This is a genomic window from Streptomyces sp. NPDC014991, assembly GCF_043080665.1.
GTDB lineage: Bacteria > Actinomycetota > Actinomycetes > Streptomycetales > Streptomycetaceae > Streptomyces.
In genome coordinates, this window is the sequence record NZ_JBIBVY010000030.1 from 29,220 (window position 1) to 42,134 (window position 12,915).

Sequence of the window (12,915 nt, forward strand, 5' to 3'; positions counted from 1 at the left end):
GACATGGCCAAACGCCTCGTCATCTGCTGCGACGGAACCTGGAACTTCGCCGACCAGCCGAGCAAGACCAACGTCACCAAGGTCGCGCTGTCCGTGTGCACAGGGCCAGATGCCGACAAGGTCCAGCGTGTGTACTACCACAGTGGTGTCGGCACCGGCCGCTGGGAACGTCTCCGGGGTGGCGCCTTCGGCGTGGGCCTGTCCCAGAACGTGATCGACGCCTACCGCTTCCTCGTCGAGACGTACGAGTCCCGCGACGAGTTGTTCCTGTTCGGCTTCAGCCGCGGCGCGTTCACCGTGCGAAGTCTGGCGGGTCTGGTGCGCAACTGCGGCATCGTGCGCCGGGATCACGCCGGCCGGATCCAGGAGGCCTGGGACCTCTACCGGGACCGGACCGAGAAGCCGAGCGGCACGGCCTCCACGCTGTTCCGCCGTTCGTATGCGCACGAGACGGCTATCCGCTTCATCGGGGTGTGGGACACGGTCGGTGCCCTCGGTATCCCGCTTCCCGCCTCGCGCAGGCTCGACCCGGTCGTGGACCGCTTCAACCGCCAATGGGCGTTCCACGACACCGAGCTGAGCAGCTGGGTCAGGGCGGCCTTCCACGCGCTGGCCATTGACGAACAACGCTCGGCCTTCCAGCCGACGCTGTGGCACCAGCAGCCCGGAGCCGAGCACCGCCAGGAACTGAAGCAGGTGTGGTTCGCCGGCGTGCACTGCGATGTAGGTGGCGGCTACAGGGAGACGGGGCTGTCCGACATCACCCTGCTCTGGATGATCGACCAGGCTCGTAGGTACGGGCTGGTGTTCGATCCGAAGGCGCTCGGCGTGGCCGGGCCGAGTGCGATGAAGCCGGAGGACTGCATCGACTTCCGGGTGCAGCCCGATGTCCTGGGCGAGGTGCACCCTTCGAGGAAAGGCATGTACCGACTGGCCGAGCCGCTGCAGCGGCCCATCGGGTGCGCGGCGGACGAGGAGGGCCGGCCCGACGGGAACGAGTTCCTGGCAGTGCCGGCCATGGAGCGCTATGACAAGGACGCCGGCTACCGGCCGCCCGAGCTCGTGAAATACCTCACCGATCGGACGCGGTTCCGGCTGGATCCCTGAGCGGCCCGGGCGGCTCGGCCTCCGCGTCTGGAGGTGAACCGAGGACTGACAGCTGTTCCCCGCCTCGCCGTGTGACAGGCCACCACGCACCGGTTCGCGTGGCGGTGCCTCTCCCGCTCGCCGGGCCGCTCGGCGGAGAGACCGGCCGCGGTCGGGCGGCGTTCAGGCGGAGTCCCGTACGACCAGTTCGGGGTCGAAGATGACGGACGTGGGTTCGGCCCGCTCTCCCCGGACGTGTTCGTCGAGGAGGCGGGCCATGTGTGCCGCCATGCGCTCGACCGGCTGGCGGATCGTGGTCAGCGGGGGGTGGCAGACCGGCGCGATGCCGGAGTCGTCGAAGCCGACGACCGCGACGTCGTCGGGCACGCGCCTGCCGTGGTCCCGCAGCACCTGGCAGGCGCCTTGGGCCATCAGGTCGTTGGCCGCGAACACGCCGTCGACGTCGGGCTGTTCGGCGAGGAGCCGTGTCATGGCGGTGATGCCGCTGTCGAAGGTGAAGCCGCCTTCGACGACAGGCGTGTACGGGTGGCCGTTGCGGGCCAGCGTGTCACGAAAGCCGGCAAGCCGTTCCTGGCTCGCGCCGACGGCGAGCGGCCCGGCCACGGTGGCCGGCCTGCGACAGCCGCGTGCCAGCAGATGTTCCGCGGCGAGCCGGCCGCCGTCCCGGTGGTCCAGGTCCACGTAGCTCAGCGGCACCGGGCGTGCCGGGCGGGCGAACAGCACGGTGGGCAGTTCCGCCTCGGCCAGGAGCGCGGGCAGCGGGTCGTGTGCGTGCGTGGAGACGACGAGCGCCCCGTCGGCGCGCCCCTGGCGCAGATAGGTGAGGACCTCGCGCCGGTCCTCGGCCGACTCGGCGAACATCAGTACCGGATGCATGGAGCGCGGGCGCAGGAAACCGATGACCCCCGCGACCACCCGCCCGAAGAAGGGGTCGGCGAAGACGCGGGCCGCGAAGGCTTCCTGGGTGTCGTCCGGCTCGTCCCCGGCCCCGGAGACCACCAGCGCGACGGTCTCGGCGCGCCGGGTCACCAGCGACCGGGCGGCCCGGTTGGGGGCGTAACCGGTCTGCTCGATCGCCCGGCACACCAGTTCCTGGATCGTGGGGTCGACATTGCGGACACCGTTGACGACCCGGGAGACAGTCGCCCGGGACACCCCTGCCTCGCGGGCGACGTCCTCCAAGGTCGGAGCCTGTTTGCTCATGGCCGCACCCTAACGGCACACCGGGCGGACCGCATAGAGCGCTCTCCCGCAGCCGGCGTCCGCAGCCCGCAGCCCGGCGCCCGGCTTTCTCGGCTGCCGTCCGGCCCGGCCGCGGCAGATCAGTCCTCCGCGTGCAGCTCCGTCACCGCAGTCAGCGGGAGATCACCTGCCGACCGGCCCGCCAGCACCTGGCACGGGCCGGGCTCGGTTCGCCAGGTGCCTGCCCGTTCGTCCCAGTGCCGCAGGAGTCTGGCCGGAACGCGTACCTGGGCGGTCACCGTCTCTCCCGGCCGGGCGTGGACCGCCGCGTATCCCGCGAACCACCGCTCGGGGTACTCGACGCCGGCGCCGGGCCGGGCGAGGTAGACCTGGACGACCTCACGTCCCGGACGGGCGCCGGTGTTGCGCACCCGGACACCCACCGTGAACGACTCGCCCGCCCGGACCGTGGCCGGCCCCGTCAGTTCCTCGTACTCCCAGGTGGTGTAGCCCAGCCCGTGTCCGAACCAGTAGGCCGGCGCCCGCCCCGCCCGCAGCCAGCCGCGGTGGCCGATGTGCAGGTCCTCGCTGTAGTCGAGGCGCCCGTCCGACGGCCGGGTGCCGGTGAGGGGAGCGTCGTCGAGTACGGCCGGCCAGGTGGTGGGCAGCCGTCCGCCGGGCTCGGTGCGGCCGAAGAGCACGTCGGCCAGGGCGCCGCCGCCCTCCTGTCCCGGGAACCAGGGCAGGAGCAGCGCGCCGACCTCCTCCCGCCAGGGCATCTCGACGGGGCCGCCGCTGTTGACGACGGCCACGGTGCGCGTGTTGGCGGCGGCCACCGCGCTGACCAGCGCGTTCTGGACCGGGTCCAGCTCGATCCGCAGGCGGTCGCGGCCCTCGCACTCGTCGTGCTCGGTGGTGCCGACGACCACGATCGCCGCATCCGCCTCGCGTGCCGCCCGGGCGGCCGCCTCCAGTGCCGCGGCCTCGTCGGCGGCCGGTGGCGCCGCGCCGACCACCATCGCCCGCCCGGTGCCGGGCCTCAGTTCACGGCGGGCGACGAGGAGCGCGTCCCTGCCCTCCGTCAGGTGCGCGGTGGCGCAGCGGGCCGGCGGGCTGACGTGCACGAGTGCAGGGTCGTCGGTGTCCTTGGGGAAGTCACCCTCCAGCAGGGTCCGGCCGTCGACTCGCAGACTCATCCGCCCGAACCCGGCGATCCCCAGTGTCCAGGCCCCCGTCACGCGCGGGTGCAGCCGCGCGCTGATCTCCACCGTGTGTGCGCCGGTCACCATCCGTGGTTCCAGCTGTCGCCCGGTGGCGCGCCGTTCGGCGTACAGCTCGCTCCCGCGGGCGTCGAGGACGCGCAGCAGCACGCCGGGCACCCGGGATCTCGGGTCGGAGCACAGCTCCGCGTCCAGGGGTGGCGGCGGCCCTTCGGGGACGGGACCCGGGACGTGCACCACCCTGGCACGGCCGCGCAGTCGCGCCCTGACGCCCCGCAGCACACTGATCTCGGCCTGGGGAAACACTCCGGCGCTGCCGCCGCCCTGGGTGCGGGTCCGGGCGGCGTGCGCACCGATCACCGCCACCGTCTCCAGACCATCGGCGTCCAGCGGCAGCACACCGCGGTTGGCCAGCAGGACCGTACCCGCCGCCGCGGCCCGGCGCGCCAGGGCCCGCACCGCACCCGGGCGTACGCCGGGCTCGGGCCGTCGGCCGGGCCGGCCGGGCCGGCCGAGCTCGCCGAGCCAGTCCGCCTGCTTCAGCAGGCGCCGCACCTTGTCGTCGACCACGCGCTGCGCGAGATCTCCCTCCTCCACCGCGCGCACCAATGCCTCGCCCCAGGCTCCCTCGGGCCCCGGCATCACGAGATCCAGGCCGCCGTCCGCGGTGTCCAGGGTGGTCCGCGCCGCTCCCCAGTCGGAGACGACGACGCCGTCGAATCCCCAGTCGGACCGCAGGGGATCGGTCAGCAGGGGACTCGCGGTCATGGTGGCGCCGTTGACCGCGTTGTACCCCGCCATGACGACACGGACGCCGGCCGCCACGGCCGCTTCGAACGGGGCCAGATACACCTCGCGCAGCGCCCGTTGGCCGACGCGTACGTCCACGGTCAGCCGGTCGGTCTCGGAGTCGTTGGCCACGTAGTGCTTGGCCGTGGCGGCCACGCCGTGCGCCTGGATGCCGCGTACCAGTGCCGCTCCGATACGGCCGGTCAGCTCGGGGTCCTCGGAGAAGCACTCGAAGTGCCGGCCGCCCAGTGGGCTGCGGTGCAGGTTGAGGTTGGGCGCGAGGACCACGTGCACGCCCTTGCGCCGCGCCTCCAGGGCGAGGAGAGCGCCGAGTCGCTCGACCAGCGGTTCGTCCCACGTGGCGGCGAGCGCGGTGGCCGAGGGCAGCAGCACGGAGGTCTTCCGTTCGTCCCACGACGGCCCGCGCACTCCGGCCGGCCCGTCCGACATGACCCACGGGCGCAGCTGGACGGCCGGTTCCGCCGCCGTACGCCAGGTGTCGGCACCGGTGAGCAGTCGGACCTTGGCCCGCAGCGTGAGTTTGTCGATCAGCCGGTCGAGCTCGTCGTCGTCGTACATCCCCGCCCCCTCGTCCTGCCGTGCCGTCAGTTGTAGACGCCGAGTTCGTACAGCGAGTAGCCGTAACCGGTGCCGCGTGCCGTGCCGTTGACACGGACGTAGCGGCCGGCGCCGCCGACGTCGAAGTCGTCCACGCCGCCGTTGCCGTCGCTCACCGTGCGCAGCGTCTGCCAGTTATGTCCGTCGTCGGAGGTCTGGAGGGTGTACGCCTTGGCGTAGGAGGATTCCCACACGAGCTGCACGTGCTTGAACGAGGTGCGTGCGCCCAGGTCGACCTGGATCCACTGCGGGTCGCTCCAGTCACTGGCCCAGCGGGTGGTGAGCTTGCCGTCCACCGCGTTCGCGGCGGTGCACGGGCAGTCGCCGTAACCGCCCTGGAAGGAGGACGCGGTGGCGGGCCTGCCGAGCGCGATGTCCGTGCCGTTCACCGCCGGCGGCACGACGCGGATCGAGCGGGTCTCCACGCCGACGTTGCCGTGGCCGTCCGTGGCCTTGACGTAGATTTTCCAGACGCCGGGCCGGTCCGGAGCCGTGAACCTCAGCCGGCCGCCGCCCAGGTCGGTGAACGGCAGGGAGACCAACTGCTTGCTGCCGTCGATGTAGTTGCTGTTGTCGAGGACCTCGTGGCCGACCCGGTCGCCGTCGGGATCGCTCGCCCTGACCGACAGTGTCAGATCGCGGCCGGCCTGCACGCTGCCCGCGCCGCCCTCGACGGTGAGGTCGGAGATGACGGGCGGGGTGTTGTCGTGGGAGGCGTCCCCTCCGTAGGCCCGTTTCACCGCGTAGTAGGAGAGCCGCTTCTGGCCGGCCGGCAGCAGGTTGAACCAGATGCCGCCGAAGTCGTACTCCGTTCCGTAGTGGAACATCGTCGCTCCCAGCGCCACACCCCTGTGCCCGGTGATACAGCCCCACGCCCTGGTGTAGCCGGTGGCCTTCGCCTGGTCCGTCGGCTCCTGCGGTACGCCGTCGGCGTCGTTCGGCACCTCCCACTCCCCGGCGGGTCCGGTCTCGGTGACGATGTACGGCTTGGTGTAGCCGCCCTGTTCCCATGCCGCCTTGACATCGCAGACGGCGTTGTAGGAGTTGACGGCGTACAGGTCGAGGTCGGGGGCGTTCTTCTTGAAGTACGGCCAGGCGCCGGCCCAGGCGTCGGTCGAGGTGACCGGGTGGTTCGGGTCGATGCCGTGTATCTTCTTGGTGATGTCGTTGACGAGCGTGGTGTAGGCGGTGCGCTGCCGTTCCAGTTCGTCGCCGCTGTAGCAGTTCTGGAGGCCGAGCACGGACTCGTTGCCGACGTCCCACATCAGGACGCCCGGGTTGTCCTTGTAGGCCTGCACCCACTTCGGGAACTCGTCGAGCACCTGGTTCTTGTACGTCGTGTCCGTCAGGTAGTTGACGCAGCCGCCGGCGCCTGGACCGCCGCCGGGCTGGAGCCAGAACCCGGCGACGACCTTGATGCCGTGGGCCGCGGCGGAGTCGAACAGCGGCTTGCTGGAGGCGTCGGTGCCCCAGGTGCGGATGGTGTTGACACCCATGGACTGGAGGTCGGGCATGTACCTGCTGGCGTCGGCGACGGCCGGCCCCCAGGTCAGGCCCTTGATCTGGTACGGCTTTCCGTCCACGGTCAGCTGCCAGTCGCCCTGGGTGCCGGCCACCTTGACGACGCTGCCCGCGGCGTGCGCGGTGGTGCCGGGCAGTGCGGCCAGGGCGCCGACGGTCAGTACTCCGGCGGTCAGGGGCGCCAGGAGACGGCGTGTGCGGGCGCGGGGTGGGGTCATGAGGTCCTCTTCGCGTGGGGGGCGTGGGGGAACGGGGCGGCCCGGCCCCGGCGGGGCGGGCCAGCGGCCGGGCCGCCCCGGATCAGGGGTGACGGCGGTGACGCGGCATGGTCACGGGAGCCGGTAGTTCTGGTCGAGCGCCGCGCCCGCCTCGGGGTGTGTCTGGTCGTAACCACGCGCGTCGCACTGGAGTCCGCCGACGACGCAGTGGCCGACCAGTGCCCTGAGCGTGGCGTCGTCCCAGGCGTTGAAGAAGTCGTAGTGGAAGCTGTGGCCCGGCCCGCTGGCCAGCCGTACCCGCGACATGTCGCCGTTGACGGGGAACGCCATCTTGAACTCGATCATCGGCAGCGCCACCGGATGGTCGGCCGGGCAGACGTTGTCGTTCGTACCGGGCCTGACCACCGGGTAGGCCATGTGGCTCTTGTGGTCCGGCGTGTCGAGGTATTTCCCGTCCCAGCAACTGGGTGCCTGGAAGCGGATGTTGACCTGGACGTCGGCCCGGTCGGGGCAGGTCGCCGGGAACTCGGTGTTGAAGTAGCTGTCACCGCACTCCCAGCCCTCGACGAAGCCGGGGTGGTGGCGGAACGCGTCGGCGCTCTGCGCAGGATCGCCGACGACGAACCTCAGCCCCCTGGGGAAGGGGCGGACGCTGGTGTAGTCGGTGACGCCGGTCTTGTAGTAGATCGTCTGCGGGCCGACGGGGAGGACCGGCCTGTCACCGTCGAACAGCGTGGGCATCCAGTACCCCGACCTGTCCCCGGGTGCCTTGCAGGTGGTGCCGCCCGCGTCGAGCGAGGCGGTGGTGCTGTTCGCGTTCGTGGTCGTGTTGCCCATGAAGGTGTGGTCATGGGATCTGCCCGGCTGCCGCGGGTACACGATGGGGTCGTCCGGGGCGGTGTGCGTGACCGAACAGTTGGCCTGGAACTCGTGGAAGTAGCGGTGCGGCGGGTCCTGGGTGGAGGGGGTCACGCCCGTGACCGGCGGGTTCGCCGGGATGTAGCCGTCACCGTCCGGGTCTTCGGGCGACGAAGTGGTGGACACCGCCATGGTGTGACCGGAATGGACGGACGCGAAGGCCGCCGCGGCCCCGGCGCCGGGCGCGGGGACACCGGCGCTCAGTGCGACGCCGCCCAGACCGAGCGAGGTCAGCAGGAGCGCGCCTGTGATCAGTGTTCCTGAGAGGATCTTCGATCTCCGTGGCATGGAGACCTCCTGAGGATGGAGGAGTCGGGGGGTGAGCGGCCACCGCGTCGCTGACGGACACCGCGGGCGCCAGTGCTGGGAGAGCGCTCTCCCATGCACGGAGTCTCAGGTCGGCGATGTCGAGGTGTCAAGGTGTCCGGCAGCAGAGGGTGAGGCCCTCCACGCACTCGCTGGGTGAGGCAAGGGCCCTACGACGCACGGGCGTTGAGGTGCCTTGTCGGCGCGTGCGGGTGCGTGCCGCGAGGTCGACGGGACGTGAACGAAAGTTCACGGATTTACGTCGTGACCCTTGACGTTGCGTTCAGCGGACTGAAGCATTCCCGGCGAGAGAGCGCTCCCCCACCCCCACATCGTTCACATCTCGAATCAGGAGAGCCGCCCCATGCCCCCTGCCTTCTCCGACTCCCCAGCCTCCGGCCGGTCTCCCGTCACGCGCCGTACCGTCATCGGTGCCGCTGCCGCGGCAGCGGCACCCTTCCTGACCGGCCTGGCCACTCCGGCCTCGGCGGCTCCCCCGGCCGTCCGGCCACGCGCCCTGTCCGGCGGCGGCGACCTCGGCCCCAACGTCCTGGTGTTCGACCCCTCCACGCCCGGCATCCAGGCGAAACTCGACCAGGTCTTCCGGCAGCAGGAGTCGGCGCAGTTCGGCACCGGCCGCTACGCCCTGCTCTTCAAGCCCGGCACCTACACGGGACTCAACGCCCAGCTCGGCTTCTACACCTCCATCGCCGGCCTCGGTCTTTCCCCTGACGACACGACCATCAACGGTGACGTCACGGTCGACGCGGGATGGGCCAACGGCAACGCCACGCAGAACTTCTGGCGTTCGGCCGAGAACCTGGCCCTCGTCCCGGCCAACGGAACCAACCGCTGGGCCGTCGCCCAGGCAGCTCCCTTCCGCCGGATGCACGTGCGCGGCGGACTCAACCTCGCCCCGGCCGGCTACGGCTGGGCCAGCGGCGGCTACATCGCCGACTGCCGCGTCGACGGCCAGGTCGGCCCCTACTCGCAACAGCAGTGGTACACCCGGGACAGCGCCATCGGGGGCTGGGCCAACGCCGTGTGGAACATGGTGTTCTCCGGTGTCCAGGGCGCCCCGGCACAAAGCTTCCCCAACCCGCCGTACACCACCCTCGACACCACTCCCGTCTCCCGCGAGAAGCCGTTCCTGTATCTCAACGGCAACGAGTACCGCGTCTTCCTGCCGGAGAAGCGCACCAATGCGCGCGGGGTCACCTGGGGCAACGGCACGCCCAGGGGTACCTCGCTGTCACTGTCGCAGTTCTATGTCGCCAAGCCGGGCGTGACCGCGGCCACCCTCAACCAGGCCCTGGCCCAAGGCCTTCACCTGCTGCTGACCCCGGGGATCTACCACGTCGACCAGCCGATCCAGGTCAACCGGGCCAACACCGTGGTCCTGGGACTGGGGTACGCGACGATCGTGCCGGACAACGGCGTCACCGCCCTGCGGGTCGCCGACGTGGACGGCGTACGGCTGGCGGGCTTCCTCATCGACGCCGGACCGGTCAACTCCACGACCCTGCTGGAGGTCGGTCCCACCGGTGCCTCCCGCGACCATTCGGCCAACCCCACCACCGTGCAGGACGTGTTCGTGCGCATCGGGGGAGCGGGCGCCGGCAGGGCCACCACCAGCATGGTCATCAACAGCAGGAACACCATCGTCGACCACACCTGGATCTGGCGCGCGGACCACGGCACCGGCGTCGGGTGGGACACCAACCGCGCCGACTACGGCATCGTCGTGAACGGCGACGACGTCCTGTGCACGGGCCTGTTCGTCGAGCACTTCAACAAGTACGACGTGCAGTGGTACGGCCAGCGGGGCCGCACGATCTTCTTCCAGAACGAGAAGGCGTACGACGCCCCGAACCAGGCCGCGATCCAGAACGGCTCCGTGAAGGGCTACGCCGCCTACAAGGTCGGCGGCAACGTCACCGCCCACGAAGCCTGGGGGCTGGGCAGCTACTGCAACTACACGGCCGATCCGAGCATCGTGCAGCACCACGGCTTCGCCGCCCCGAACGCCTCCGGCGTGAAGTTCCACGGCCTGCTCGTGGTCTCCCTCGGCGGCCAGGGTCAGTACGAGCACGTCATCAACGACACCGGGGCACCGACGTCGGGCACGTCGACCACGCCGTCCACGGTGCTGTCGTACCCCTGAGCCGGAACCGGGTGGAACCGCACGGCGACGGAACCCGGCCTCCACTCAGGCCAGGTCCGTCGCCGTCTCCGGCCTCGTGCGGGTCGCCACCGCGGATGCGGCCGTCAGGCCGCTCACCGCGAAGACCGACACATGGGGGAGTGCCGGTCCTACGCGGGCCGGCTGTACCTCAGCGCCGAGGGACAGTGCGGCAACACGCGCGTCACGTCGGCACCGGATGTCGTCGCAGGGCGGCGAGACACCGTTCACCTGCGGGCACGCGCCACCCGCTCGCACCGCGTGTCCCGCCGGGCCGGTGCCACCTCACGCAAGGGAGCCGCGACCGGCTTGGGTCCTCGGCACACAAGGAAGCATGAGCCGGTTCGTCCCACCTGCCGGCGACTTCCTGGTGTTGGACCCCGTTGCAGATCTAGGCCCTCTCGTTCGGATCATGCCGGGCTCGCGAAAGACCCTAGTCGCGAACAACGAGGCCGGGAACTCGCGTCGGTGAGGCGATTCCGGGAGCCCGGCCTTCGGCGCTTCGCCGGGACGCCGACGGCATCCCGGTGCCCACCCGTGACCGCACGATCGCCAACGAGCGCCGAACCACCGCCGCCCCACCGGCCACAAGGCCGTCACCGACGCCCGGCACCTGCCGCCAGTGCGCGCTCAGTTCTTCCTCCTGTCCCGCGGCGACACACCTGAGACGCGTGTACAACAACGCCACCCGGGCAACCCGGCCCGGCGAGTCCCGCCGCACGACGCCCCGACGAGCAGCCTCCGCGCCGGTGTGGATCAGTGCGCTGTCGGTAATGGTCCGGTGCGCTGACCGGAAACCCGGCCGTGAAACATCGGCATAGCTTGGCGTCGCGGCGTTACCGGAGACGGTTTCGCACCTCACGAGCATGCGCCGGTGACCCGGCGCCTCGTCGGAAAGCTCGTGCCGTATGACTCACAGGAGGTCGTAGGTGTCCACGATGCCGGTCGGCGGGCTGACTCCCCGCGCAAGCGGTGATGCGGCGGACCTCGTCGTCCGCAACGCCAAGATCCACACGAGGGATCCCCGGCTCCCGCAGGCCGAGGCGATCGCCATTCGCGACGGTGTGATCACCGCTGTGGGCGGGGACAAGGACGTGGCCGCCCTTGTCGGGCCGGCCACGCGGGTGGTCGACGCCCTCGGTCGCAGAATGATTCCCGGCCTCAACGACGCACACCTGCACGTGATCCGCGGCGGCCTCAACTATGTGCTGGAACTGCGCTGGGACGGTGTCCGCTCACTGCGCCAGGGGCTGGCCATGCTGCGTGAACAGGCAGCCCGCACACCCAAAGGCCAGTGGGTGCGGGTGGTCGGCGGCTGGTCGGTCGAGCAGTTCGCCGAGCGCCGACTGCCCACCGTCGCCGAACTGAACGCCGCCGCGCCTGACACTCCCGTCTTCGTCCTGCACCTGTACCAGGCCGCGGTTCTCAACCGCGCGGCGCTCCAGGCGGCGGGTTACGACCGGGACACCCCCGACCCCGCGGGCGGTCAGATCGTACGGGGCCGCGACGGCGAACCCACGGGCATGCTGCTCGCCGCCCCCAGCGCCCTGATCCTCTACTCCACCCTGGCCAGAGCCCCGTTGCTGGACGAGGAGCACAGGAAGACCTCCACCCGTCACTTCCTGCGAGAGCTGAACAGGTTCGGGCTCACCTCGGCGATCGACGCGGCGGGCGGGTTCCAGGCCTTCCCCGACAACTACGAGACGGTCACCGAACTGGCGCGGGAAGGCCGGCTCTCGCTACGCATCGCCTACCATCTCTTTCCCCAGACAGCCGGTCAGGAGATCGACGACCTCACCCGCTGGACCGGCATGGTCCGGCCCGGGGACGGCGACGAATGGCTGCGCTTCAACGGCGCCGGCGAGAACCTCACCTGGGCGGCGGCGGACTTCGAGAACTTCGCCCAACCGCGCCCCGAGCACGCCGCCGGCTACGAGGTGGAGTTCGAGAAGGCGGTACGCCTTCTCATGGAGAACGGCTGGGGATTCCGGCTGCACGCCACGTACGACGAGACCATCCGCCGAGACCTCGCCGTGTTCGAGAAGCTCGCCGCGGAAGGACTCTTCCCGGGCGAGAACCGATGGCTGTTCGACCATGCGGAGACCGTGTCCGCCGACAGCCTCGACCGCATCGCCGCACTCGGCGGCGCCATGTCCGTGCAGAACCGGCTGTCCTTCCAGGGCGAGGCGTTCGTGCGCCGCTACGGCACCGGAGCCGCCGCCGACGCCCCGCCGGTCCGCGCCATGCTGGCCCGGGGGCTGACCGTCGGTGCCGGCACCGACGCCACCCGCGTCTCGTCGTACAACCCGTGGGTCGCACTGCACTGGCTGGTCACCGGTCGGACGGTGGGCGACCTGGCCATTCACCCGCCGCACAATCTCGTGGACCGGGGGACGGCCCTGACCATGTTCACCGAGTCGGGTGCCGCGCTGACCGGCGAGCAGGATTCCAAGGGGGTGCTGCGCCCGGGTTGCCTCGGCGATCTCGCCGTTCTCTCCGAGGACTACTTCACGGTCCCCGACCCGGAGATACCGCACATCGAGTCCCTGCTGACCGTCGTCGGCGGCCGCGTCGTCTACGCGGCCGGCGAGTACGAGGGAATCGACGAGGCGCTGCCACCCGTGGGCCCCGCCTGGAGCCCGGTGGCGCACTTCGGTGGGTACCAGGCCGCACCTGCCGCACATCGTCCGGGCGTCCGTCAGGCCGAGATGCTCGGTGAGGCCGTCGCGGAGTCGGAGCTGCATCGCCAGTGGCGCGTCCGTCGCGGGCTCGCTCCACAAGCCGACGTCTCGGCTGTCGACCCCTGTTTCTCGTTCTGAACCGGACGGCTGCCCGGCACGGACCCCTCCTCGAC

At 70.9% G+C, this 12,915-nt stretch carries 7 protein-coding genes; 3 read left to right on the forward strand and 4 right to left on the reverse strand.

Translation table 11 applies throughout. The features are described 5' to 3' along the window. Positions 1-3 precede the first annotated feature (3 nt). Entirely contained in the window at positions 4-1,107 is a 1,104-nt protein-coding gene (locus tag ACF1BE_RS31995; RefSeq protein WP_392202503.1) for a DUF2235 domain-containing protein, read from the forward strand. Between the two features lie 162 nt (positions 1,108-1,269). On the opposite strand, the gene ACF1BE_RS32000 is transcribed toward ACF1BE_RS31995, so the two are convergent. The 4 genes from ACF1BE_RS32000 to ACF1BE_RS32015 all read right to left on the reverse strand — a co-directional run bounded on the left by ACF1BE_RS32000 (position 1,270) and on the right by ACF1BE_RS32015 (position 7,861). Continuing rightward, complete coding sequence (locus ACF1BE_RS32000) at positions 1,270-2,310, reverse strand: LacI family DNA-binding transcriptional regulator (protein WP_392202504.1); 1,041 nt, start codon at positions 2,308-2,310, stop codon at positions 1,270-1,272. 119 nt (positions 2,311-2,429) lie between these two features. Further along, the gene (locus tag ACF1BE_RS32005; RefSeq protein ID WP_392202505.1) at positions 2,430-4,877 is read right to left on the reverse strand and encodes a glycoside hydrolase family 3 C-terminal domain-containing protein; all 2,448 of its coding nucleotides are present in this window, start codon (positions 4,875-4,877) and stop codon (positions 2,430-2,432) included. Between the two features lie 26 nt (positions 4,878-4,903). Continuing rightward, the gene (locus ACF1BE_RS32010) at positions 4,904-6,655 is read right to left on the reverse strand and encodes a discoidin domain-containing protein (RefSeq protein WP_392202506.1); all 1,752 of its coding nucleotides are present in this window, start codon (positions 6,653-6,655) and stop codon (positions 4,904-4,906) included. A 111-nt stretch (positions 6,656-6,766) separates the two neighbouring features. After that, positions 6,767-7,861, reverse strand: coding sequence for a DUF1996 domain-containing protein (locus ACF1BE_RS32015; protein WP_392202507.1), 1,095 nt, complete (start codon positions 7,859-7,861; stop codon positions 6,767-6,769). A 382-nt stretch (positions 7,862-8,243) separates the two neighbouring features. On the opposite strand from ACF1BE_RS32015, the gene ACF1BE_RS32020 reads away from it, so the two are divergent. Both ACF1BE_RS32020 and ACF1BE_RS32025 read left to right on the forward strand, forming a co-directional pair. Further along, entirely contained in the window at positions 8,244-10,043 is a 1,800-nt protein-coding gene (locus ACF1BE_RS32020) for a coagulation factor 5/8 type domain-containing protein (protein ID WP_392202508.1), read from the forward strand. A gap of 956 nt (positions 10,044-10,999) precedes the next feature. Then, on the forward strand, positions 11,000-12,880 hold the full coding sequence (locus ACF1BE_RS32025; RefSeq protein ID WP_392202533.1) for an amidohydrolase: 1,881 nt from the start codon (positions 11,000-11,002) through the stop codon (positions 12,878-12,880). The last annotated feature ends 35 nt before the right edge of the window (positions 12,881-12,915 follow it).